Source organism: Planctomycetota bacterium (assembly GCA_018242585.1).
In the GTDB taxonomy this organism is placed as follows: domain Bacteria; phylum Planctomycetota; class Planctomycetia; order Pirellulales; family PNKZ01; genus JAFEBQ01.
Map to the genome: position 1 here is coordinate 17,810 of JAFEBQ010000017.1, position 25,350 is coordinate 43,159.

General features: G+C 60.3%; 21 protein-coding genes. 20 read left to right on the forward strand and 1 reads right to left on the reverse strand.

Features of this window, described 5'->3' with window-relative positions:
• Window positions 1–27: 27 nt before the first annotated feature.
• The 18 genes from JSS27_09550 to JSS27_09635 all read left to right on the forward strand — a co-directional run bounded on the left by JSS27_09550 (window position 28) and on the right by JSS27_09635 (window position 21,525).
• Window positions 28–1,332, forward strand: coding sequence for a glycosyltransferase family 4 protein (locus tag JSS27_09550; protein ID MBS0209186.1), 1,305 nt, complete (start codon window positions 28–30; stop codon window positions 1,330–1,332).
• Window positions 1,333–1,339: 7 nt separating this feature from the next.
• A complete protein-coding gene (locus tag JSS27_09555) occupies window positions 1,340–2,341 on the forward strand; it encodes a GDP-L-fucose synthase (GenBank protein MBS0209187.1) in 1,002 nt (333 codons plus the stop codon).
• Window positions 2,342–2,476: 135 nt separating this feature from the next.
• Entirely contained in the window at window positions 2,477–3,274 is a 798-nt protein-coding gene (locus JSS27_09560; protein ID MBS0209188.1) for an ABC transporter permease, read from the forward strand.
• A 37-nt stretch (window positions 3,275–3,311) separates the two neighbouring features.
• On the forward strand, window positions 3,312–4,469 hold the full coding sequence (locus JSS27_09565) for a hypothetical protein (GenBank protein MBS0209189.1): 1,158 nt from the start codon (window positions 3,312–3,314) through the stop codon (window positions 4,467–4,469).
• A complete protein-coding gene (locus tag JSS27_09570; protein MBS0209190.1) occupies window positions 4,466–5,800 on the forward strand; it encodes an ABC transporter ATP-binding protein in 1,335 nt (444 codons plus the stop codon). Before JSS27_09565 ends, JSS27_09570 begins: the two co-directional genes overlap by 4 nt.
• 5 nt (window positions 5,801–5,805) lie before the next feature.
• Window positions 5,806–6,687 carry a phosphotransferase gene (locus JSS27_09575; protein MBS0209191.1) on the forward strand — a complete coding sequence of 294 codons (882 nt, stop codon included), beginning with the start codon at window positions 5,806–5,808 and terminating at the stop codon, window positions 6,685–6,687.
• Window positions 6,684–7,757 (forward strand): hypothetical protein, encoded by a 1,074-nt coding sequence (locus JSS27_09580; GenBank protein ID MBS0209192.1) that lies wholly within the window; start codon window positions 6,684–6,686, stop codon window positions 7,755–7,757. The genes JSS27_09575 and JSS27_09580 overlap by 4 nt, the downstream gene beginning before the upstream one ends.
• Before the next feature lie 157 nt (window positions 7,758–7,914).
• A complete protein-coding gene (locus JSS27_09585; GenBank protein ID MBS0209193.1) occupies window positions 7,915–8,955 on the forward strand; it encodes a hypothetical protein in 1,041 nt (346 codons plus the stop codon).
• A gap of 48 nt (window positions 8,956–9,003) precedes the next feature.
• Window positions 9,004–10,095 (forward strand): NAD(P)-binding protein, encoded by a 1,092-nt coding sequence (locus tag JSS27_09590; protein ID MBS0209194.1) that lies wholly within the window; start codon window positions 9,004–9,006, stop codon window positions 10,093–10,095.
• 21 nt (window positions 10,096–10,116) lie between these two features.
• The gene (locus tag JSS27_09595) at window positions 10,117–11,109 is read left to right on the forward strand and encodes a glycosyltransferase (GenBank protein ID MBS0209195.1); all 993 of its coding nucleotides are present in this window, start codon (window positions 10,117–10,119) and stop codon (window positions 11,107–11,109) included.
• Between the two features lie 93 nt (window positions 11,110–11,202).
• On the forward strand, window positions 11,203–12,318 hold the full coding sequence (locus JSS27_09600; GenBank protein ID MBS0209196.1) for a glycosyltransferase: 1,116 nt from the start codon (window positions 11,203–11,205) through the stop codon (window positions 12,316–12,318).
• A 40-nt stretch (window positions 12,319–12,358) separates the two neighbouring features.
• Window positions 12,359–13,702: a glycosyltransferase gene (locus JSS27_09605; protein MBS0209197.1), complete on the forward strand. Its 1,344-nt coding sequence runs from the start codon at window positions 12,359–12,361 to the stop codon at window positions 13,700–13,702.
• Between the two features lie 280 nt (window positions 13,703–13,982).
• Window positions 13,983–14,741: a glycosyltransferase gene (locus tag JSS27_09610; GenBank protein MBS0209198.1), complete on the forward strand. Its 759-nt coding sequence runs from the start codon at window positions 13,983–13,985 to the stop codon at window positions 14,739–14,741.
• 98 nt (window positions 14,742–14,839) lie between these two features.
• A complete protein-coding gene (asnB, locus tag JSS27_09615) occupies window positions 14,840–16,741 on the forward strand; it encodes an asparagine synthase (glutamine-hydrolyzing) (protein ID MBS0209199.1) in 1,902 nt (633 codons plus the stop codon).
• Window positions 16,738–18,168, forward strand: a complete 1,431-nt coding sequence (locus JSS27_09620) for a glycosyltransferase (GenBank protein ID MBS0209200.1) — start codon at window positions 16,738–16,740, stop codon at window positions 18,166–18,168. The genes asnB and JSS27_09620 overlap by 4 nt, the downstream gene beginning before the upstream one ends.
• 98 nt (window positions 18,169–18,266) lie before the next feature.
• Window positions 18,267–19,391 carry a glycosyltransferase gene (locus tag JSS27_09625; GenBank protein MBS0209201.1) on the forward strand — a complete coding sequence of 375 codons (1,125 nt, stop codon included), beginning with the start codon at window positions 18,267–18,269 and terminating at the stop codon, window positions 19,389–19,391.
• A gap of 20 nt (window positions 19,392–19,411) precedes the next feature.
• On the forward strand, window positions 19,412–20,611 hold the full coding sequence (locus tag JSS27_09630) for a glycosyltransferase family 4 protein (GenBank protein ID MBS0209202.1): 1,200 nt from the start codon (window positions 19,412–19,414) through the stop codon (window positions 20,609–20,611).
• Window positions 20,608–21,525, forward strand: a complete 918-nt coding sequence (locus tag JSS27_09635; protein MBS0209203.1) for a class I SAM-dependent methyltransferase — start codon at window positions 20,608–20,610, stop codon at window positions 21,523–21,525. Before JSS27_09630 ends, JSS27_09635 begins: the two co-directional genes overlap by 4 nt.
• Window positions 21,526–21,638: 113 nt before the next feature.
• On the opposite strand, the gene JSS27_09640 is transcribed toward JSS27_09635, so the two are convergent.
• Window positions 21,639–22,268, reverse strand: a complete 630-nt coding sequence (locus JSS27_09640) for a methyltransferase domain-containing protein (GenBank protein MBS0209204.1) — start codon at window positions 22,266–22,268, stop codon at window positions 21,639–21,641.
• Between the two features lie 693 nt (window positions 22,269–22,961).
• Here JSS27_09640 and JSS27_09645 point away from each other — a divergent pair.
• Together JSS27_09645 and JSS27_09650 are read left to right on the forward strand one after the other, a co-directional pair.
• Entirely contained in the window at window positions 22,962–24,152 is a 1,191-nt protein-coding gene (locus JSS27_09645) for a hypothetical protein (protein ID MBS0209205.1), read from the forward strand.
• A 69-nt stretch (window positions 24,153–24,221) separates the two neighbouring features.
• Entirely contained in the window at window positions 24,222–25,343 is a 1,122-nt protein-coding gene (locus JSS27_09650) for a glycosyltransferase (protein ID MBS0209206.1), read from the forward strand.
• Window positions 25,344–25,350: the final 7 nt, after the last annotated feature.

The following is a 25,350-nucleotide window of genomic DNA, read 5'->3' on the forward strand; positions in this document are numbered from 1 at the left end:
TCCCAAAGTCAATAACAGGCTCTAGCCATGACTGACCGCCGGCCACGTCTGCTGTTCATCAATCGGTCCTACTGGCCCGACGTCGAAGCGACGGGGCAGTTGCTGACTGAGTTGTGCGAGGATCTGGCCGAGCGATTTGACGTGACGGTGATTGCCGGCCAGCCAAATGTGAATGCCGCCGCCGAACGATTCGTGCCCCGCGGCAAGTCGATGCACAATGGCGTTCACATCGAGCGGGTCAGTCACACCCAATTCAACAAGGCGTCGTTCTGGGGGCGCGCCTGCAACCAGGTGAGCTTTCTGCTGGCTGCCGCCTGGCGCTCGCTGGATACCGAGCGCCCCGACGTCGTGATCGCGGAAAGCGATCCGCCCTTGCTCTGTCTGTTAGGAGCGCTGCTCAAGCGGCGCCATGGCTGCCGACTGATCGCGTATTTGCAAGACATTTACCCTGACGTGGCGGTCGCGCTCGGCGCGCTCCGCGAAGGCTGGCTGACTGCCGCGCTGCGACGCGCCTTCCGCGCGGCCTTAAGGCAAGTCGATGTCGTGATCGTGCCGGGGCATGACATGCGCCGCTGGCTGGCTGGCGACGGTATCGCGGCCAAGCAAATCGAATGCGTGCCGAATTGGATCGATACTTCGCTGGTGCGACCGACCGAGGCGTCCTGGGCGTTCCGTGCGCAACAAGGCTGGCAAGACAAATTCGTCGTGATGTACTCCGGCAACCTGGGACTCAGCCAGCGGCTGGATGATGTGCTCGAAGCGGCGGCGCGACTCCGCTTGACTCACCCCCAGGTGCAAATCGTGTTGATCGGCGACGGGGCGCGCAAGCCGGCCCTGGAAGCCCGCGCGGCGGAACGGCAACTGGCCAATGTGCAATTCCTGCCCTATCAGCCCAAGGCCCGGCTGTCCGAAAGCCTGGGAGCGGCGGATTTGCATCTGATTCCGGTCGATTCGCGTGTGACCAACTACTTGTTCCCGAGTAAGCTATACGGCATTCTAGCGGCGGGGCGGCCAGCGTTGGTCATCGCTCCGTCGCACAGTGAGATCGCTCAACTCGTTCACGAACAAGATTGCGGTCGCGCGGTCGAGCCGCAGCGGATCGAGCAACTGGCCGCGGCCGTCGCCTGGTACGTCGATCAACCCGACGTGGCGCGCGAGCAGGGTCGCCGGGCGCGACAGTTGGCCGAGCGTGAGTACGATCGGCGCTTGCTGACCAGCCGTTTTGCCGAGTTGCTTGACCGCTTGACCGGAACTGCGAACACCGCGCACGCCGCTAACGACGTCGGCGCACCCCGTCGCCCGGCGGAAGTTGTCACCTCGGCCCAGGAATAAGCACCCGATGAGTTCATTGCAAGGTCGACGCGTGGTGGTCACGGGCGGCGCAGGATTCCTGGGTCGGCACGTCGTCCAGGAGTTGGAACATTACGAACCCAGGTCGGTGTTCGCCCCGCGCAGCGCCCAGTACGACTTGCGCACTAGCGATGGGATCGAGCGGTTGCTGGAAGACGCCCGCCCTCAAGTGATTATTCACCTGGCGGCTGTCGTCGGCGGCATTGGCGCCAATCGCGAGAACCCCGGCCGGTACTTCTATGACAATGCGATCATGGGCTTGATGCTACTGGAACAAGCCCGACTCGCTGGCATCGAGAAGTTCGTCGCGCTGGCCACGATTTGCGCCTATCCCAAGTTCACGCCCGTGCCGTTCCGCGAAGACGATCTCTGGAGCGGCTATCCCGAGGAGACGAATGCGCCCTACGGACTGGCCAAGAAAATGCTGCTGGTGCAGTCCCAGGCGTACCGCCAGCAATACGGCACCAGCGCGATCACGCTGTTCCCCGTGAACCTGTACGGCCCGCACGACAACTTTGACCCGCAGTCGAGCCACGTGATCCCCGCCCTGATCCGCAAGTTCGTCGAAGCGCGCGAACAAGGCGACAAGGAAGTTGAGGTCTGGGGAACGGGCCTGGCGTCGCGCGAGTTCTTGTTCGTGCGCGACGCGGCCCAAGGCATCGCCCTGGCCGCCGACCGCTACGACAAGGCCGACCCGGTCAACCTGGGAGCGGGTCAGGAAATCACGATCCGCGAGCTGGCCGAGTTGATCGCCAAACATTGCCGCTTTGAAGGCGCGCTGCGATTTGACCCCAGCAAGCCCGACGGCCAGCCACGCCGCGCGCTCGACACCACGCGGGCCAAGCGCGAGTTCGGCTTCACCGCCACCACCGAGTTCTCGGCAGGACTGCGCGAGACGATCGCCTGGTATGAAGAGCATCGGCACCAGCTCGATCAAACGGTTGACGAGATACCTGCCGCGCCAACGGCCGTGCCGCGCAAGGCCCGCTAATACCTTCGATTCATCATCCTGTTGAACGCCGAAACCTCTGTCGCTGAAACATCGAGCGCCGCCGGCGAGGCGTCTTCCTCGTCAGCGCCGCCGCTGCTCAAGGTCATCGAGCCACGGGCCGGCGCCTGGTCGGGCATGCTGCCCGAGCTGTGGCGCTACCGCGAGTTGCTTTACTTCCTGACGTGGCGTGACATCAAAGTACGCTACAAGCAGACCGTGCTGGGCGCCGCCTGGGCGATTCTTCAGCCGGTCATGGCAATGGTCGTGCTGAACATCTTCTTCGGTGAACTGGGAGGGATGAACAAGTCGACCGACGTCTGGTATCCCCTGTTCCTCTATGCCGGCTTGCTTCCCTGGACATTCTTTGCCACCGCCGTCGGCCAGTCGGCCAACAGTCTGATCGGCAACAGCGCGCTACTCACCAAGGTCTACTTCCCGCGGTTGCTGGTTCCAGCAGCGACGATTCTGGCGGCGCTCGTTGACTTTGCCATCGCGTTTGGCGTGCTGCTAGTGTTAATGGTTTGGAGCGGTACGAAGTTCACCCTTGGCTTGTTGCTGGTGCCGCCGCTGATGCTGGCGATGGTGTTGGCGGCCCTGGCCGTGGGGGCGTTCTTGGCGGCGGCGACGGTGCGCTACCGAGACTTCCGCTACGTGGTGCCGTTCCTGCTGCAAATGTGGATGTTCGCCAGCCCCGTGGCTTACCAGCTCGATCAAAACAAGCTGCTCGCCCAGCACCACCTGTCGGAAAGTTGGCGGCTGGTCTACGCCTTGAATCCCGTGGCGGGGCCCATTCTGGCCCTTCGCGCGGCCGTGTTGGGCGAACCCTGGCCCGGCGTCGAATTGGCCATTTCGCTGGCGTCGACCGTGGCGTTGTTGCTACTGGGGTTGCGTTACTTCCTCCGCGTCGAGCGGCAGTTGGCCGACATCGTATGACCGCGGCCACCACCAGCCATCGACAGGAGCTTCGGACTTGAACCGGCTTTGGTACGCGCGCTGGATGCTGTTGGCCGGTTTGCTCAGCCTGGGAGCCGGCATTTTTGCCTGGTGGGTCCAGTATGAAATCGAAGCGCAAATCGAATCGAGCTTCTATGGTAAGCAATTGACAATCTCGGACGACGGCAAGTTGTTCGCCATTGGCACCGGAGTCTCGTGGCTGACGATCCGCGGCGCGCAAGACGGCGAGGTCCTGGCCCGGCGCAAGGAAGAAACTGTGCCCGTCTCGCTCGGTTTCAGCGACACCGGCCAGCAGTTGCTCTATGGAGGGCACGGACTCGTGCCTTCCACGGCGCTGGTTCGCAATGGGCATATCAAGGTCTACGAGAGCAAGAACCTGAACCAACAGCGCCGCATCCGCGTGCTCGGTGGGATCGTCAATGAGTGTGCCTGGGGGGCGGATAGCTCGATGATCGGCATCGTCCGATTCGCCGTGGGCAAATGGGACATGAAAACAGGCAACCGCGTCGTGTCGTACGAATTGCCAAGCCTTACCGGAGGACGTTTACGAGTGACCGACGGCGGTGTCTGGTTCGTGTACGGCGTGACGGGGCACGGCGGCAAGCAAATCATCGTCTATGACCCCAAGAACAAACGCACCCTACTGGATCAGACTCAGCCAGACCTGGCTGTCCATCACACGCACCTCTCGGCCGATGGCCGCTGGCTGGCTGTTGCGGCCGAGACGGCGGGGCGGCGCGGAAAACTGCAAGTCTGGGATGTGCCCGCCGGTCGCCGGGTGGCCGACATCAAACTGGAACAGTCGCAACGGCAAGTGCAATTTGGCGCCGGTGACCTGCTCTTTTCGGCGGGGGGCGAAGGTCAGCTCAACCGCTGGGAGTTCCGTCCCGACGCCGGCCTGAAATTGGTCAAGCAATTCTCCACCGGCGAGCCGTCGCTCGATCTGGTCAGTTGGACCCCCGATGGTCGGCGCGCGGCCGTGGCGTCGGAGTGGTCGCTCTCGATCTTCGACGGCGAAAGCGGCGATCGGCTGGTTCGCCCGATCGAACGGATGCCCACGCACGCCCAGCGGCGCTACGCGATGCTGGCCCGTTACGCCTTATTCGTCGTGTCGTTGGGATCGATCCTGGGCTGGTACTACATTCGCCCGCTGCGTCCGTTGCGCCGCCGATGACCGCACCCATCATTCGCGTCGAGCATTTGAAAAAGCGTTACCGCATCGGTGCCTTGGCCGAGCGGCGCACCACGCTGCGCGAAGCGCTGGCGAACGCCCTTCGACAACCCTGGCAAAGGCTGCGCAGCGCGCGGAGCGAGCCCACGGGCGCGGAACAATTCTGGGCCTTGGACGATGTTTCGTTCGAGGTCAACGCCGGAGACGCCATTGGCATCATCGGGCGCAACGGGGCCGGCAAGAGCACGCTGCTCAAGGTGCTGTCCCAGATCACCGAGCCGACGGCCGGCCGAATCGAACTGCGCGGGCGCGTGGCCAGTTTGCTCGAAGTGGGGACCGGGTTTCATTCCGAACTGACCGGCCGCGAGAACATTTACCTGAACGGCGCGATCCTGGGCATGACCCGCGCCGAGATCAAGCGGAAGTTCGACGAGATCGTGGCATTTGCCGAAGTGGAACGCTTTCTCGATACGCAAGTCAAGTATTACAGCAGCGGCATGTACATGCGGCTGGCGTTCGCGGTGGCGGCCCATTTGGAGCCGGAAATACTGATCGTCGACGAAGTGCTGGCCGTCGGGGATTTGGCCTTTCAAAAAAAATGCCTGGGGAAAATGGAGGAGGTGACACATCACAAGGGCCGCACGGTCCTGTTTGTCAGTCACAGCATGCAAGCGATCACCACGCTTTGCTCCCAGGCAGTGCTCTTGGACCGCGGTCGGGTACTGAAAGTCGGAGCGGTTCAAGACGTCGCGAGCGCCTATCTTCAACAGCTAAGCACTGTCAATGAAACAACGGTCTGGCAAGGCGATGCGGGAAACGACCTCTTGCGACTCAAATGCGCACGAGTCATCGGTGGCGCTGGCGGCGTATTTGGGACAGACGATGAACTGCGCATCCAGATGATCGCCGAGGTGCGTCAGCCCATCACTGGACTGGTTTATGCCATCGAGATTTACTCGATCGGCCGGCAATTGCTCGCCTATACAGCGCACGACGACGCCCACGAGCCACCAGCGCCACGGATTCCACCCGGGCCATTTGCCTGGGAATTGATAATCCCCGGCAATTCATTTGCATCCGGCACCTATGAGTTTCGGCTCGACGTCGGCATTCACAACGGCAAACGGTTGGTAAACGAGCGAATCGCATTTTCCATCACTTTTGAAAACCTGCGTGGGATTGGCCGCCGTTTTGAAAGCAGTTGGACTCAATGCTTTCGTCCAAATTGGCAATGGCGCCGAATCAGCGCGACAGAGCATGACCTGCCGTTGACCACGATCGCCGGATCGACCGATGTACCGGCGTCTGTAGCGGACGCGGAACGGCAATCTTAACACCCATGCGAATTCGGGGGCATTCTGGTTGCGAGGTTTCGTTCATTGACGAGTCCACGATTCGCAAGTCCGCCAAGGCCCAGCTTTCTCAACGACTTAAGAGACAGATTGAAAAGCAACAAGACTTTTCCAGCGCGGCGCCATTCGAACGAATTCGTACTCCGCGAGTGCTGCGTGTCAATTCAACGTCCGATGCGTACTACGCCGATATGGAGTTTATCTCCGCCAAGGACTTTGTTCAGTTCTTGACCGAGGCCGGCCAGGATGCGCTCGATGGGTTCTTGGAAACCGTCAGTGGATTCATCCACGCGAATCTCGCCAACTCACGTGTGGTCGAAGTGGGCCACTTGGTTGACGCCAAACTCATTGAGCTGGAGCGCCAGAACATCCCCGCACAATTCATCGCCGCGGCGCGCGAGCAGTGCGCCGATGGCGTCGTCATTCCCGTTGGGCCCTGCCACGGAGATTTGACGCTTTCGAATATCCTGTTTCAGACGTCGCGAATCTACTTGCTTGATTTCTTGGACGGCTTCGTTGAATCGCCCATCCTCGACATCGTCAAGCTGCGACAAGACACCTGTTTTGGCTGGTCAATCGAGTTATACGACCTTGAGTTCGATCGGACCAAGGTGCGGATTGCGCTTCGATACCTTGACCGGCACATCGAAAGTGCTTTCGCGACGTTCGATTGGTATCAGCGGCACTACGATTTATTTCAATTGATCAATTGGATGCGAATCCTGCCCTATTGCCGGGGCCGGCAGACGGCTGGATTTGTGAGTAGACGGCTGGCACAAATCGTCGGCGATTATCATCTGACAACTGTCCAAGCCGAGACGGACCACTCCCGTGACGTCCCCATGACACCGCAGGGCGAGCACTCATGAAACTGATCATTCCAGCCGCTGGGCAATCGTCTCGATTCCCGAATGTGAGACCCAAGTGGCTGTTGACGCATCCCAATGGCAATTTGATGTTGGCCGAATCGATTCGTGGGATCGCGCCGTTGGAGTTCGAGCAGGTTTACCTGACGGTGCTGGCGGAACATGTTCGCGACTTTGACTGCCTGCCGGGCATTCAAAAACAGTTCCAGCAGATCGGGCTGGGCGACAAGCTGACCGTGGTGCAATTGGAACAAGCAACCCAGTCTCAGCCAGAGACCGTCGCGCGAACTATCGAGGCGCATGACATTCGCGGTCCCATCTGCGTCAAGGACTCCGACAATTACTTTCGCGTGTCGTTGCGCCCCGGGAATTTCGTGTCGGTCGTTGACTTGAATAATGTCGGCTTCGTGAACCCCAGCAACAAGAGCTATGCCACCGTCAACGAATCGTCGATCGTCACGAACATAGTCGAGAAGCGGGTGATCAGCAATTATTTTTGCAGCGGCGCCTATGGATTCGAGGAATCGCGAGAGTATCTATCGGTCTATCGTGATTTGTCGCACCTCGATCAGCTTTACATTTCGCATGTGATTTACGAGATGATCCTGAGGAGCCGCGCTTTTTCAGCGGTCATCTGCTCCGATTACGCCGACTGGGGCACGTTGAGAGACTGGAATCGCTATAAATCGCAATTTGCTACTTTGTTTATCGATGTCGACGGCACGCTGGTGAAAAACTCGGGCGAGTTCTTTGCGCCCATGTGGGGAAGCACGGCAGGGATTCGCGAGAACATTCAAGTTACCAATCGTCTCTTCGACTCGGGCAAAGTGCAGATCATTTTGACAACTTCTCGCAAAGAGGAGTTTCGCGACGTTACCTTGGCGCAACTGCAGCGCGAGGGAGTGAAATTTCATCAGATACTATTTGGCTTGAACCACGGCAAACGAGTGGTTGTCAACGACTATGCCAAAACGAATCCGTTCAAGAGCTGCGACGCGGTGAATATCGCACGTGATTCAACTGACTTGAACGAGATGCTTGAATCAGTGTTGCAAATGGAAGACAACGGCTAGCAACAGCAAAGTCATCACGCATATCACCAACGTAGTGCCCGATTTCATTGGATCGTAACCGGCCATTCTGTTCATTCTTATGCAAGGCAACAGCGCCGGCGCGTTCATCGCCCTGATGGTGAAGTCATTGCAGAAATAGAGAGGTAAGCCTGACGATATGCGGCTTTTGTTTTCAGTTCCGGTCCACGAATCGAATGACACGGCCAAGGATCTGGCACGGAATGTCCTGCGATTCAATCCTGGTAGCATTTTGGTCGTGCATGTCTCGCAGCTATTTGACAATTTCGACTTTGGATATTTTGACAGCCTGCCGAACGTGATCGTCAATCCGCGACGACACGTCACCCAAAGAGGTCGAGGGCTCATGCATTGCCATTTGTCGAATTATCGTCACCTCAAGAAGCAAGGCATCGAGTTCGATGCCTTCTGCATCATTAGCAGCAACGAAATGTTTGTCAGGCCTGGCCTGGCTCAATACGTATCACGCGTCAAGAATGGGTTCCAGGCAGTTGAATTCAACAAAGAGGCTGGATGGCACAACTTCGCGCGTCACCACGAGGACAGTTCACAGGTCAAAATGCTGCTTAAATCCTTGAATGTCCCGCAAATGTTCGGCGGCCAAACCGAAGGCCAATTCTTCGAGCCCCGAGTCATGGATGAAATTGAAAAAGCATATCGAGATTCGTTCGGAGAGGAAGACATCAACGGCTTTGAGACTGAGGAGATCATCCCCCCGACGGTTTGCAGATCTTTGGGTATCCAGCCAGCAGATCCATTTACACTAGTCGACTATGCCCATTCGCTCGATTACCGGCTGAATGTAAATGCTGCCAGATTACTGGCAAACCCGCGGCTAGTGGGGCATGTCAGATTGAATCTTGGGGAAAAGGCTGTTCATATGCTTGTCAGCCCCCAGGTAGGTAAAACGAACGAGTATGTTTATTCCGTCAAACGCGTGGCGCGGCAGATGGATGACCCCGTGCGTCAATTCATCAACCAGCTAACCGGGCGCGAAACTGGCAATGAAGCATTTCTCTTGTTACCCGTCTGGCGTCGTATGCTCTATCGTGGCGCTGTTGTTCCCTTGGTGCCTATCCTTCATGTGCGCCAGGTTGTTCGCAAGTGCCTCACCTTTGCGCAACGCGTCATACGTCGGCTAAAAAGAACATGGCCGATCGGACTAGCGTTTCAAAAGTGATCACGCCGCTCGAAACCCACCTGTCGCACTTTCGCGCGCACGTCGTACGTGATGTTGCAGATTGACTACCTGATTGTCGGTTCCGGACTGACCGGCGCGGTGATTGCCCGGGCATTGGCTGATGCCGGTCGCGAGGTGCTGGTCGTCGACCGCCGCAGCCACATGGGCGGCAATGTCCACGATCACACCCACAGCAGCGGCATTCGCGTCCACACCTATGGCCCCCATTTCTTCCGCACGACCAGTGACGAGATTTGGGAGTTTGTGAATCGCTTTAGCGCGTTCTACAAGTTCGAGGGGTTTGTCAAAACATTGGTCGACGGCCAGTTCGAGAATTGGCCCATCGCAGGCAGCTATATCCGTCGCGCGATCGGCGCCAGTTGGCAGCCGGAGTTTCAAGGCACGCCCGCCAATTTTGAAGAGGCCTCGTTGACCATGATGCCGCGATTGATCTACGAAAAGTTCGTGCGCGGGTACAGCGAAAAGCAATGGGGGGTACCGGCTCGTGAGCTGTCGGCAGGCCTGGCACGGCGGTTTGATGTGCGCGTGGATGACGAACCGCGGCTGATGCGACACAAGCACCAGGGGCTGCCGGTCAATGGGTATGCCGAGCTGATGCCCAACATGCTGACCGGCATTCCGGTCTTGTTGAACTTCGATTACCTGCAGTACCGCCACGCGGTTACGGCCCGGCGCAAGTTGATCTTTTCCGGGCCCATCGACGAATACTATGGCTTTGAGCTGGGACGCCTGAAGTACCGTGGCCAGAAGCGCAAGCACGAGTATCACCCGGACGCGGTGTTGCTGCAACCTGCGCCGAGTGTGAACAACCCGGCGCACGACGGTGGACCCCATGTGCGAACGATCGAATGGAAGCACCTGATGGAGCCGCAATTTGCCGAGCGAATACGGGGCACCGTACTGACTCGCGAAACACCGTACACACCCGATCAGCCGCAACATTACGAGTATCCATTCCCCGATCAAGTGAACGCCGAACTGTACCAGCGATATCGTACCCGTGCCGACGCCGAAGAGCGGTTGCTCGTGTGCGGCCGACTGGGGGAATATCGCTACTACGATATGGACCAGGCCATTGGTCGGGCCATGATGCTGGGAGAACGCCTGCTGGCCGAGTGACGCGGCGCGACCGACACAAGCATGAAGCTAAACACGGTTCAACCTGACGTGAAAGCGAAGCGGAACATCCTGCCGATCGCGCCCGTGTCTGACAACGGCCCGCGACCGTTCTGGTCGGTGATGATTCCCACCTACAATTGCGCCCAGATGATGCGTCAGACGCTGCAAAGCGTGTTGCACCAAGACCCCGGCCCAGGAACGATGCAGGTCGAAATTGTCGACGACTTCTCCACGCGCGATGATCCCGAAGCGGTTGTGCGCGAACTCGGTGGCGACCGAGTTCAATACTATCGCCAACCGGCGAATGTCGGGCCGATCAACAATTTCAACACTTGCGTTCAGCGATCGCGCGGGCAATGGGTGCATATCTTGCACGGCGACGACCTGGCCCAACCAGGCTTCTACCGCAGGATGAAACAAGCGATCGCCGCCGAACCTGACGTCGGATTGTTCTTCTCGCGCTGCCTGATTATCGATGGCCAGGGCGAGATAGTGTCGTTGAACCTGCGTGCCATCGAATACGAAACGGCCAGCCGCGATCCGCGGCCGATGTACTATTCGAATCCGATTTGCACGCCGGGAGTTGTCGTCCATCGGCAAGCCTATGAAACCGTGGGAGGCTTTTTGCCGGAGCTTCCGCACGTGGCCGATTGGGAGATGTGGATGCGGGTGATCGAACGCTGCGGTGGCCGCTCGATCAACGAGCCCTTGGCCCGTTATCGTCAGCACGCGGCCAGCGATTCAGCCCAATTGAACCTGTCGGGTAATCAGCTGCGCGACTATTTGCGGCTGTCAGCTATCCTGGCCGAGCGCTACGCCGACTACGATAGCCAGCAAATGCGTCGCGGCGTGGCCCAAACCGCGTATTACCAGGCCCGGGCCGCACAAGCGGCGGGCAATCAACAGCAGGCCGCCGCGTACCAGCGGCTGTGTGCCGAGTTGACCCGGGATTTGGGTTGGCGGTTTCGCACGGCGTCGTGGGGGCGCCGGATGTTTCATCGTTGGTTCGGCTAGGCGATTGCTAGCAGGCTCCGTCTCGAGAAGCAACTGATGCGAATCGCGGTAATCACGGTACAAAGCCATCATATCTTCGGCGGCATCGACGTCTTGTGGCAAGCCATGGCGGAACGGGCCTTGGCCGCCGGACATGAATTGGGCGTCTTTGGCCAACCTGGACCAGGGGTCTCAGATCGATTGCAACGTCTCGTCGCAGCGGGCGCCAAACTATTCACCTGGAAAATGTCCCGCCATCGGCCCATCAATCGCTTAATCCGCCGCTGGCAGTTTCGCGAGGTGTTGCGGTATCGGCCCGACGTTGTCTATATCAACCAGTCCGAACCGGTTTTGGTTGCGAGTTTACCTGGACTGCGCGTGTTGGTTGAAGCGCTGATTGCCGAGCGAATCCCTTATGTGCTGATGTCGCATATGGATCCTGACTGGCCAGCAATGTACTCGTGGCAATGGCAGGCCGCCGATCCCCTGTATGCCGCCGCGGCCCGCGTGATTGTCAACTCGGAATATGGCCGTAGCGCGCTGCAGCGCAAGTTTGCTCACGAACTCAGCAATGTAACGATCGTTCCTAACCCACCGGGCTTCGCCAAGGTCGACGCGCTGGCGTGGCCCGAGACGCCGCAGCCCTGTCTGGCCTCGGTCGCGCGCTATGATATCAATAGCAAGGCGCAGGACATCCTGTTCGAGGCGTTCGCAAATCTAAAGTCGGAGCTTGGCGACTGGCGTCTCGACTGTTACGGAGCGGGAATTGACCGGCGCCGCCTCGAAGAGTTAATTCGCTATTTCGGCATTGATCGTCAAGTGAAGCTGCACGACTTCGTTGACGACGTGCGTTCGGTCTGGTCCGAGCACCAGGCGCTCGTCCTCGCCTCGCGCCATGAACTACACCCCGTCGCCATGGTCGAAGCGATGGTTTGTGGTCGGCCGGTGTTTTCCACGCCTGCGGCCGGAGTCGTCGACTGGCTCCAGGACGAATCGAATGGTTTGTTGGCCGCGGACTGCAGCGTACCGGCCCTGGTGGCAATGCTGCGCCGCGCATCGCAGGAGCGCCATCGCTGGCGCGCCATGGGCGAACAGGCCCGCACTGACGCGATACGATTGCTAACTCCCTGGCCTGGCGATGCCCTTTGGCAAGTAATTCGGGAAGCGGCAGCGGGCCGAAACGCCGTCGTTGGCCCTGAGCCGGCGCAAACGTCAGGGGGCCAGCGGTGAAGATAGTTCAACGAGTTGAGGGGACATTGGACTCGGTGTGATGGCCGACACCGTTCGTACTACCTGCGCGGAGGCATCGTTCGACGAGAATCAAGGTCTCGCTTCCCTGCGCAATCGACACACGATTGTGATTCTGACGGGGAATCACCTCTGCCACAATCCGCGCGTGATCAAGGAAGCCGACGCGCTGCATGCGGCGGGCTATCAGATTGAAGTGCTGGCCGGCTGGATTGACGATACGCTGGCCGAACGCGATCGCGAGCTGATGAAAACTCGCGCTTGGCGGTTAGCGGTGGTGGCCGATTGGCGCCCGTCACAACCTTGGGGACCGTGGCGCCGGCGCGGCCATTCGCTGTGGCGTCGTTGGGCAATCTGGCGGCAGCGGCAGCTCGGCCGTGAAAGCGTCGACCAATTCGGAGCGCCGGCCGGCGCTTTGCTATCAGCCGCAAACCAGCGCCCCGCGGCGCTGTACATTGCCCACAGCGAGGCCGCGATGTGGGTTGCCGTGCGAATGCTCGACCAAGGGGCAACCGTCGGCGTCGACTTCGAGGATTGGTTCTCCGAGGATTTGCCCAGCGAGGCGCGGCGCATCCGCCCCATCGAGTTAATGAAACGCTGGGAGCAACGACTGCTGGCCGAGGGGCAATACCGGGTCTGCGCATCCCAGGCTCTCAGCCAGCGCCTAGCCGAAACGTATCAGGTGGCCGCGCCCGACGTCATTTACAACGTGTTTCCCTGGGCCGATCGCGACCACCTCGACGGCTTGACCAAGGATCGCCGCGATTGTGAACGGGTTTCCATCCATTGGTTCTCGCAAACGCTTGGCGCTGGACGAGGGCTGGAAGATTTGCTGGCGGCGCTGCCGTTGCTCAATCAGCCGGTCGAAGTTCACCTGCGCGGCATGCCAAAAAGCGATTGGCCGTCGCTATTCGAGAAACACTGCCCGGCACGGTGCCGCGATTGGGTACACGTTCACACGCTGGTCAGTAACACGGAATTGTTGTCGAGGATTGCCGAGCACGACATAGGCTTTGCCGGCGAGGTGTCCCAGACAGCCAGCCGCGACCTGACCGCGACCAACAAATTGTTTCAATACTTGCTGGCGGGGCTGCCCGTGGTGGCCAGCAACACCATGGGTCAACGCGAGGTAATCGACGCCGTTGGCGACGCGGGGGCCCTGTATCCACAAGGTGACGTTACGGCATTGGCGGCAACCTTACGACAATGGATTGCTGATCGCGACGCACTCGCTGCCCGCAAACAGGCTGCGCTGGCCGCGGCGCGAGACTTATATCACTGGGAAGGCCAACTCGCTCGGGTCATCCACGCCGCCGATCGGGCCATATTGGCTTCGCCCATTGGTGAAGCGTTCGACAGGACATGAAGACCGAAACAACTCGCGACGAGAACCGCGGCATCGTCCCCTCCAAATGAGCGGGAATAGCCTCAACTTGTTTTATGATGAGCCGGAACCCGATCGTTGGTTCCACGGGGATCGGTATCCACGACGGATCATTCGTCGTTTGATCCGTGGCAATCACGCGGTCAGTGGGCAGCGACGCGTCTTTCTCAATCTTCGCGCCGGACTCGATCGTTTGGGAGTTTCCTACCGGCTGAACGATTACCGTCACCTGCGGCGCCATCCCGGTGCGTTGGCTTGTGTGGTGGGTAAGTCCTGCGTGTTGCCGCGGATTCCGCCAGGCAACCCGATCGTATTTGGCTCCGCCGTGTGCTCGCACCCTTGTGATGACCCCACGCTGTTGGAGCGATTCGCCATTCGTCGCATCCTTGTCCCCGGCGAATGGATGCGGGAGATGTGGGCCGATTACTTCGGCGATCGGGTGGTAAGTTGGCCAACCGGAATCGATGTCGACCGTTGGAAACCCGATCCCGCGATCGAGCCGGCTTGGGATGTCCTGGTCTACGACAAGGTGCGCTGGGAACACGAACGCTATCAACAGGAGTTGCTCGAGCCGATCTTGAACGAGTTGCGACGGCGAAACTTGACCATTACCACCATCCAATACGGCCACTATCGCGAAGACGACTTCCTGGAGCGCTTGCGGCGCGTGCGCTGGATGTTATTTGTGACCGAACACGAGACCCAGGGATTTGCGTATCAAGAGGCGCTTTCAACCGGAGTGCCAGTGTTGGCCTGGGACCGCGGTGGCTACTGGCAGGATCCCAGCTACTTCCCCGCTCGCGTCAAATTCTCGCCCGTTAGTTCGGTCCCCTATTGGGACGCGAGGTGCGGCACGAGGTTTTCAACCACGGCCGAGTTCCCGCGACGGCTTGACGAGTTTCTCGAACAACGGCAAGCCAACCGCTTTACCCCGCGACAATTCATTCTCGATAACTTGACGCTGGAGCGCTGTGCTCGGCATTACCTAAACCTCGTTGAACAAGCTTCCCCCTCATCTTGAAATGCTTGTTGCTTTGAACTTCCCGTTGCGTTACACGATCGCTTGCCTTCGGCCAGAGCATGTCGTGGCGATTGCCATTTTGAGCGGGCCCTGAGAGCATGTGCGGCATCGCGGGCATCCTGACGTCGCGAGTTGACCTCGATCTGGCGCAAGTCTGCGCGCAAATGCAAGGCGCGCTGGCCCACCGTGGGCCCGATGATCGCGGCATCGAACTGCTCGATGTCGGCGGAAACTGTCGGCTGGGCCTGGTCCACACTCGGCTGGCGATTCTCGATTTGTCTACGGCCGGCCACCAGCCCATGCACAATCCCGAGTCTGACTCATGGGTCGTCTTTAACGGCGAGATCTACAACTTCCGCACATTGCGTGAAACGCTGCCGGGCCCGTTTCGCTCGAACAGCGACACGGAAATCATCCTCAAAATGTGGAGCGAGCATGGCCCCGCCGCGATCGACAAGATCGGCGGCATGTTCGCCTGGGCGTTGTACGACGCCCGGCGGCGGCAATTGCACCTGGTCCGCGATCGGTTGGGAATCAAGCCGCTGTACGTGTATCGACACAGTGACGACATCTTGTTGTTTGCGTCCGAACTGCGAGCGCTATTGGCATCGGGACTGGTGCCCCGGAAACTATCTCGCCAGGCAATCGATAACTATTTAGCCTTTGGCGCTGTGAATGCTCCGCTGACGCTGCTCGAAGGCGTCGAAAGCTTGCTGCCGGCCGAGCATTGGCAGATCGAATGCGACAACGGCCGCATCAAGGAGCCGCTGCGGCGCAACTTCTGGTCGGTTCGATTCGCCAGCGCGGACCAGTCGATGCGCTATGACGAGGCCGTCGAGCGCGTCCGGCCCGTGCTGCTCGACTCGATGGCGCGGCATATGGTCGCCGACACGCCCGTGGGCGTGTTCCTTTCCGGCGGCATCGACTCGAGCGCCATCGTCGGCTCGCTGACGCATCTGGGCTTCCCCTTGCAAACCTTCTCGGTGTTGTTCAGCGAGCGGGGCTTTGACGAATCGGTTCACGCGCTGCAAGTGTCACAGACCTTCGGCACCGACCACCGCCCGCTGCAACTGCGCCCCGATACGCTGGTCGAGAGCTACCAAGGGGCGCTCGACGCCTATGACCAGCCTTCGATCGACGGCGTTAACACCTACTTGATCGCCCAAGCGGTTTCCCGGGCCGGCATGAAGGTGGCGCTGTCTGGTTTGGGTGGCGACGAACTGTTCGCCGGCTATCCATCGTTCCAGGCGGTGCGGCGGCTGGAGAGTCCCCTGTTTCGCGGTCTGGCCCTGGCTCTCGGGGGTATGCTGTCCACCTTCGCGCCGCATCAGGCGCGAACTGAAAAGCTGGCGGCCATTTTGCGCCACGTTGGCAATCACGTCGAAAATTACTGCATTATTCGGCAGGTACTCTCTCCCCAGCGACGCCGCGCGCTGCTGCATCGAGACGTCGTCGAGGACATGACGTTTTTGCCCCTCGATCGCTTGGAAACGCTGCTCGACCAGACGGCCGATTGCGATGCGGTCAACGCCCAGTCGTTGCTGGAATTGTCGGTCTACGTCGGCGACATGTTGCTGCGCGACGCCGACCAGATGAGCATGGCCCATCCGGTCGAGGTGCGCGTGCCGTTGCTCGACCACCTGCTGGTCGAGACGCTGGCCACCATACCTGGTCGACTCAAGTTGAGAGACGCTGGCTGGGGAGAAAAGAAACGGTTGCTGATCGACGCGCTGCCGGTGACGTTGCCGCGCAATATCACCCATCGACCCAAGATGGGCTTTGTCTTCCCATGGGAAGTCTGGTTGCGTGACGATTTGCGCGAACACGTGGCCGCGGTCTTGAACGATCAAGCGGCCATTCACAGCGCCGGCCTGGATGCCGCGGTCGTGAAGCAATTGACTAGCGACTTCGACCAACGAGCGCCGGGCATCCGCTACTCCGACGTGTTGGCGCTGGTCCACCTGCTGCACTGGGTCCGGCGACACGGGCTGACGCTATGACCGTGGAATCGACAACCATTGAGACCGCCCCGTCGGGTCGAGACTCGGCCGTCTCGGCCAGCGCCGCTCCTCGCCGCCGTCGCGTGCTGATCGTCGTGGGCTGCTACGAACCGTGTATGTTGGCCGACATGCATCGCGCGCGGATGCTGGCGTTCGATCTGCCTAAGTGTGGATGGGACGTCGAAATCCTCGCCCCGGAACAAGCGTTCCAGGCGGCGAACATCGTTGACCAGGACTCGGCCGGCCTGTTCGCGCCGAACGTCCCCGTGCATTACGCTCGGCGATCGTTTGATGCGTTGTTTCGGCGGCTCACCGTTCGGAGCGTGGTCTGGCGCGCCTGGTGGCCGATGTATCGGCTCGGTGCGTCACTCTTGTCGTCGGGGCGCTTCGATCTGGTTTACATTTCCACGGCGCAGCCTCAATTCTTCTGCCTGGGACCGATGTGGAAGCGACGCTACGACATCCCTTACGTCCTCGACTTTCATGACCCCTGGTATCGCCCGCAAGTTGCTTACGAAACCAGCACTCGGGCGTGGCGCGCGAAGGTCGTTCGCAAGATCAACGGGCCGCTGGAACAACTGGCGGTCTGCGGCGCGGCGGGATTGGTGGCCGTTTCACCTCATTATTTGAACACTTTGACGGATCGCTACGCCCGGCGGCAGCCCGCTTGGCTGCACTCGGGCAGGAACAAAGCGATTCCCTTCGCGGCCCTTGAGCACGATCTGGCCGCCGTTGGCGTTTGGTCGGCGCCTGCGCCACCTGTGAAACAGGACGCGACCTTTCGACTGGTCCATATCGGCGGTGGCGGCAATGTGCGTCGCGATGCGGTGATGGCACTCTGCCAGTCGTTGCGTGCGTTCCGTGCGGCAAAGCCCGAACTGGCCAACCGGCTGCGCTTCGAGCTGCACGCCACCACGCGCGATCCCGAGGATCCCTACGCGGGCATGCTGGCCGAGATCGCTCGGCGGTACGACGTCGGCGACCTGGTGGTCGAGTTTCCTGGCGCCGTGACCTATCGACGTTCGCTCGAATTGGCGCGCGACGCCGACGGACTGTTGATCCTGGGCGTTGACGACGTGGCCTACACTCCGTCAAAGCTGTTCAGCTATTTACTGTTTGGCAAGCCGGTGCTGGCGTCGCTGCGTCAGTATTCACCGGCCAGCAGCTATTTGCGCGAGCACCCAGAACTGGCCTCGCAGGTCGATTTTGGAACAGATGGAGCGATCGATGCGCCGGCGGCGGTCGCGACGCTCGACACGCTGTGCGATGCCTTGCGCTCCGGCCAGCGTCACGATCGGCGCACCGCGTTGGCTGAACATCTTTCGCCGGCAATGGCCGCGGCCCATGCTCGGCTGTTTGAGCGGTGCTTGTCGAGGCCTGACGTTTCGGCCCCAGGCGCGGCAGAGGCGGCGGGACGGTCGGCTTGACGGTGCTGTTTGGCCATCCGGGCGGCAACCCGAACTCGCACCATGCGGCACTCGCCCATTTTGAGCGCGGGAGACTCGAAGCATTTTGCGTCCCTTGGATGCCACGTCCGGCGGAACTGGCCGTGCTCGGCATGGCGCCTGGACTTGGCCGCTGGCGCGAACGTGTCGCGCGCCGCGCGTTTGCACCGTTGCAGGACGCGCCGCTGATTGAAGGGCGTCTTGGCGAATGGGGCCGTATGGTCCAGCGCGTATTGATGCCCAAGGCCGACGAAGGTCGATTCGCCAGGCAAGCCAATCAGTGGCTGATGCGAACCATGGCCAAACACGCTCGACACAGGGCCGTGACCGCGGTGCATGCTTATGAAGACTGTTCCTTGGCCCAGTTCGAAGTCGCCCGCCAACTGGGCAAGGCTTGCATTTATGATTTGCCGATCGGCTATACCGAAGCCTGGCAACAGCGGCGCGCCCAACTGTTGAATGAGTACGCCCCGTGGGTCGGCCGGGAAGCCAACGAAATCGACTCGGTGGTTAGCCTTGAGCAGAAGCAGCGCGAGATGAGGTTGGCTGATCTGGTGTTGGCGCCGAGCGCCTTCGTGGCCGACTCGATCAAACCATTTCACGACAAAACGGTCGCCGTGGCGCGATATGGGGTCGACAGCCAGTTCTGGTCGCCGCGGCCAAGCGACATCCCGCGCCGAAGCGGGCCGTTGCGGTTCATGTACGCCGGGCACATGTCCATTCGCAAAGGGGTTCCGCTGTTGCTGCGAGCGTGGAGCGCCGCGTCCATCGCCGACGCCGAGTTGCAACTGGTGGGCAATTGGCGCCTTGCCGAGCGCGCTAGGGCCGACCTGCCCACCGGAGTGGTCTACTCCGGCCCCTGCTCGCGGGAAGAGTTGCGCGACCGCTTTCAACAAGCGGACGTGTTTGTCTTCCCTTCATTCTTTGAAGGGGCGGCGCTCGTCGTGGCCGAAGCTTTGGCCACGGGGTTGCCAGTGTTGGCCAGCGACGCCAGCGGATATGCCGAAGTGATCGGTAATGAATTCGGACTGGTCTTCCCGGCGGGGAATCTCGAGGCCCTGGTGGTGGCCCTGCGCCGGTTGTCAGACTGCCGCGATCAGCTCCCCGCGATGGCAGTCAGCGCGCTTAAGGCTGCGGAACAACTGACATGGGGCAGTTACCGCCGATCGGTGTCAGCGGCGGTCGATACGTTGGGGGTAGCGTGACCGCCGAGGTGTTAACGCCGGTGCAACATGCCACTGTCGCGCGCCGCCGGCTCGCGTTCGTGGTTTCGCACCCGATCCAGTATTACGTGCCGATGTATCGGCAACTGGCGGCGCGTGGCGACCTTGACGTGCGCGTGTTCTATACCTGGCACGCGGGCGCTGGGCCCGTCGACGACCCAGGGTTTCAGCGAGCCATCGCTTGGGACATCCCGCTGACTGATGGCTACGAGTGGGAGTCGGTTCCGAACACTTCGCCTCGGCCAGGCACGGAGCACTTTGCTGGCCTGCAAAACCCGACGTTGTCACGCGCCGTACTTGATTGGCATCCCGACGCGGTCCACCTGACCGGTTACAATTACCAAAGCCATTATCGATTGCTGCGCGACCTGGCCCGCGTTGACATTCCCGTCATGTTTCGCGGCGACTCGCACTTGCTTTCGCCACGTCCTTGGTGGTGGCGAATTGCGCGCCAGTTCGCGCTGCGCAGGGTTTTCAGGCTTCCAGCAGTGTTCCTGTACACGGGCAAACACAATCACGACTATTACCGCGCCTTTGGCGTACCCGAGTCGAAGCTGTTCTACTGTCCCCACTCGATCGACGCGGTGCGGTTTCTTGACCCGCGGGGGATTCACGAAGCGGCAGCCACCGAGTGGCGCCGCGAACTGTCGATCGCCGACGACGAAGTGGTGATCCTGTTCGCTGGCAAGCTGCAAGAGAAGAAACAGCCGCTGGCGCTGATCGAAGCCGTGGCGCGTGCCGCCTTGCCCAACCTGGTGCTGGTGATTGTCGGCGATGGCGAACTACGCGCCCTGGCCGAGCGACAAGTGAATGTCCTGGGCATTCGCACGCGGTTTCTACCCTTTCAAAATCAAAGTCGCATGCCGGTCGTTTACCGCCTGGCCGATTTGTTCGTCCTGCCGTCCAATGCCGACGAGACTTGGGGGTTGGCGGTGAACGAAGCGATGGCCTGCGGGCGGCCGGCGCTGGTCAGCGATCAGGTTGGCTGCGTGCCAGAGCTTATCAAGTCGGGCGTGACTGGTGACGTTTTTCCTGCCAATGCGATTGGCGAGTTGGCGAATCGGCTCGTTGGATTGGCGACGGCGGGTCGAGCGAGATTGCGCGAGATGGGACACCGCGCGGAAGACTGGTCATCGCGACTCAGCGTCGAGGCCACTTGCGCCGGGGTATTGAATGCATTGGCACAATTGACGCCGAAATGACTCCGCTACTCGCCCCGCTGTTGAACTGGGAACAGTTTTCCTCATTGTCCTCGACGAGGCAACGCGCAAAGTATTTTCTGCAATCGGCCTGCAAGTTGGCTTGGGGGCGACAATTGAATTGCCCGTCGTGCGGCGAAAGCCGCTCGCACGTGGTCGATCGCAAATGGCTGGTCACCACATTGCGACGTTGCGATTCCTGCCGATTGTTGTATCGCGCTCCGACGACCTCGGCGGCCGAATACGAACGATTTTACCAGCGCCAATATGGGCAAGGTTTTACCACTGATTTGCCCGATGACGCCACGCTCGAACGATTGAAGCGGTCGCACTTTCGCGACAGCCCCAAGGACTATCAGCACTATCTCAACGTGCTGACAGCGCTAGGGGGCCGGCCGGGGCAGCGATTGTTCGACTTCGGTTGTTCGTGGGGGTACGGAAGTTGGCAACTGAGCCAAGCGGGCTACCAAGTTGATGCCTGCGAGATTTCTGTACCGCGCGGCCATTTTGCGCGTGATCGGTTAGGCGTGCGCGTGATGTCGGTCACCGAGATTGCCCCGGGAAGCTACGATCTGTTTTTCTCATCGCATGTCATCGAACACGTACCGAGCGTTGCGAAAATGCTCGCTCTCGGCCTGCGGGCATTGCGGCCGGGCGGTCTGTTTGTCGCCTTTACTCCGAATGGCAGCACTCCATTTCGGCAGCGATTTCCAGCGCTATTCCACCATGTCTGGGGCTTCGTGCATCCGCAACTGATCGATGGTGAATTCGCTCAGCACCTGGCTTTGAAATACACCGTGTTAACCGACTCTTCCCCCTATTCACTTGACAACATTGCGTGTTGCGCCTGGCAAGGGCACCAGGCCGTCAAACTCGATGGCCACGAATTGTTGCTAGTCGTGCGCAAGGACGATTGATGTTGCCGACGTTTCTCAGTCCTGATCGCGGTGTGATTTGGGCACACCCAGCGACATTGCTTGCGACAGCGAAGCTCTGCCACGCGCGGATCACGCATTCCGCCAGCGCTTGTTCAGGGACAAATGCACTCCATGCCCAGGCAGCCTTCCCAGCGTGCCGGATCCTCGACTTCGCGGAACATGGGATCGACCGCGTCGCCAAACTGCGCGCGGCGAATGCGCGTAAAACCAGCAGCGGACAACTCTCGGGTCAACGTCCTTTCGTCCCACATCCAGCGATGCCGGCTGTTGCCGAGCCATTCTCGCAACAACCCCATCAGGCCGCGCGGCCGGCGAGAATATCCCAGGCACGACTCTTGCATGAACCAATGCGCCGGCAACTCGACCGACAAAGCCAAATAGTCTCGAGCCAATCGTTCCAAGTCGGGCACCACGCAACGAAAGGTTCCTCCCGGTACCAGATACCGCCGCGTGTGTCGTACGGCGACCCGAAAGTCATCGAGCGCCAGATGCTCGAGCGTGTGCGAACAATACACGCCGCGGAAACTCGCGGCCACGACCGGCAAGCCGCGCACAATGTCGCCGTAGCGGACCTGGGGTGGGAATGGCGGACCAAAACGACGAACCAACTGTTCCGCCAGCGGCAGCCGCCGCCAGCGCACGATGGGACTGGCGTCAAAATTCAGCCACGACTCTGGCGCACACAGTCCACATCCAAATTGCAAGTATTCAATACGTGCCATGCGGCGAATCGCTCTACGAACGTGCGAATGTGCGCGGACAGGACGCGCGGGCATCGGCCAGTCTCCAATGTCCGTCACGCATCGGAAATGATTGGCCGAAGTTCCTTACCCTCCCATGATAGCAGCCGGGCGGATTGTTCGGGCTGAGCCGGAAGGGCGAACCACGCCCCAGCAACTGGCGGTAGCGCCGATTAAAACGGTTATAGGCAAATTGCCAGTCCTTTCCCCTGGACGCAATGACCACCCGCCTTGTGCATGACGAAATGTCGAAGCGATTGCCATATCATGGTAACATGAGTTTCTTCCTGGCCTCGCCCTACTGACATGCACTTCGTGGCGCCTCGCTAATCCGTTCTTGTCATGCCCCTTCAAACCCATCCCGCTGTAGTCGCACCCAAAGGGAGTGTCCGCAAGCTTCCTCCGATCAAGCTGCACTATATTTGGTTGCCGCTGGTCGTTTTGGCTTTTGAATTCGTGCGCAGCAAGAATTTCGACCAGCTACATCCGCTGGAAATCTGCCTGGGGATCTTCATCACGCTGCTCTGCTTTCTGCCCGGGTTCATTTGGGCGTCGCAAAAAGAGCGCGAGCCGCCAGCGTTTCAATGTTTTTGCGCCATTCACTACCCCTACTACGGTTATCCGATTGTTGTCGCTCAGTCGTCTTACATGAACTGTAACACCGCCGATCGATTGATGGCCGGCGCGGCCGTGACGTTGTTCTTGGTAGTGGCGATTGTCACCTACTACTTCAATCGGCCGCCAGACTTCTGCTCACGGCCGACCAAGTTGATTCAGATTCGCGAGATTCCGGAGCGCACGGCGACGGGCCTGGCATTTGGGCTGCTGCTTGCCTGGTGCGTCTTCACCATCTTGTGGACCTTGGGAATGGTGCAGGAATTCCTGACTCAGTCCTACCGGAACCCCGCGTTTGTGGCGGCATTCGGCGCCGGCACGATTGCCGTGTGGACCTTGGCGCGACAATTCGGCGCAAACAAACTGCGCTCGGGTGAGAAGCTGGTGTTTGTGTTGATCTTTGGCGTGGGCATGATCTTCCTGGCGTCCATCGTAATGCTCGTCCAGCCGATGACATTTTGCGTGGTTGGAATCATTGCCTTCATGATGGGGCGGGGCAAGATTCCTTGGTTGATGTTGGCCACCGTCCTGGTGGTGGCTGCCTTTCTGAACCTGGGCAAAGGTCCGGCCCGCGATAAAATCTGGGTGGGCGGCTCGGCACCCTATATGACGCCTGAGATGGTTATCCAATCCTACGAGACCTGGATCGCCGAATCGTTCAACGTGATCGTGACGGGCCGTGCGCAAGAACGAGAAGAACGCAGCATCTTTTCCCGCGCTAACCTGATTACCCTGCTGTCCCGCGTGATGAACGTGGTTCCAGGTCGCAAGCCATATATGTACGGTGAAACTTATGGCTACATCCCCGAGATGTTGGTCCCACGCGTCTTTTGGAAAAACAAGCCTCAAGTCCATGCCGCAAACAACCTGATCAGCCTCAACTGCGGCTTGTCCAGCCGCGCGAATCTGCGGTCGACTACCGTTGGAGTAGGACTATTGGCCGAGGCCTGGGTGAATTTTGGCTGGGCGGGGATCATCGGTCTCGCGGTCATCATCGGCGGCGCGATGCGATTTATGGCTCGGGCGCTGGCGGCGGCGGCCCCAACGATGATGCACGGACTCATCTCCGTCGTCTGGGTCGCCTATAGTTTTCAGGTTGAACAAGTCACGAGCGCCTGGTTTTCCTCGTTCTCCCAGGCCGTACTTGTGATGATCATCATGCTCTATCCCTTCAGCAGGCCGGTGCGCGACACGCCCCCGGCAACGTCCCCTCGAGGCGCGCCGGTCGCCCCCGGCGCGGCCAGAGGCTAGCCGCTGACGTCGATGGTGGCGAGCGCGACAATTTCAAATGCAACTGGCGCCCCAGGCAAACCGACCCGCATGAGTTCGACCGGCACCATTGCCCAGGTCGTGCCGGCCGTTGATCCGCGCTTTGGCGGCACCTCGGTCTCGGTGCCGGCCCTGGCGCGAGCCATGCACGCGCGCGATGCACGCACCAAGTTGTTCTTTGCCCATGCCTCTTCGCGGCAGGTTGATTGGCCCGACTACTTCTTGAACTTTGCCGATGACTGGCCGGGGGTCTTTCGTAGTTCTCGATCGCTTAACACGGCCTTGCAAGCGACGGACTGTTCCGTGGTCCATCACCACGCGCTGTGGCTTCCTTCGCTTGGCTACGCCCATCGCGCCGCGACCAGGCACGGTGCCCCGCTAGTCATCAGTCCGCGCGGCATGTTGTCACCCTATGCCCGACGACGCTCGCGCTTGAAGAAGTGGTTCGCCCATCGCGTGATTCATCCAGGGGCGCTGCGCCAGGCGGCCGGCTGGCACGCCACCAGCGAGCAGGAGCGCGACAACATACACAACGCCGGTTTCACCCAGCCAATCGTGGTCGCGGCCAATGGCTTTGACCCACCGGTCTGGAATAAGGCGCACGATCGCGCAGCCTGGCTGGCCCGCTTTCCCGAACTAACCGGCAAGCGCATCTTGCTGTTCTTCGCCCGCTGGCATTCCAAGAAGGGACTCGACTGGCTGATCCACTGGTGGGGAGAGCGTCATCGATCCTTCCCCGATTGGCACTTGCTGATCGCCGGCCAGAACGATGAATGGACCGGCGCCGAGCTGAAAGCGCTGGCCGCCCGCCGGGGCATTGCCGCCCGCGTGACCATCGCCGCGACAAATGACCTGGCCAAGCCCTACGCCCTGGCTCAGGTGTACGTTTTGCCGACGCTGTCCGAGAACTTCGGTCTGACCGTGGCCGAGGCCCTTTCGGCTGGCATCCCCGTGGCCACGACCAGCGATGCACCGTGGCAGGCGTTGAACGAGCTGGGGGCCGGCGCCTGTGTGCCACGCGCCGAGTTGGGCAACGCACTTGCGCGATTGCTCTCGCTCGATGAAACTGAACTGTCTCGTATGGGGAAAGCCGGACAGGCATTTGTCACGGCTAACTTCTCGTGGGATCGCCAGGCCGCTCTTTTGCTCGACTTCTACCAGACGTTGAACTAGCCCCCAG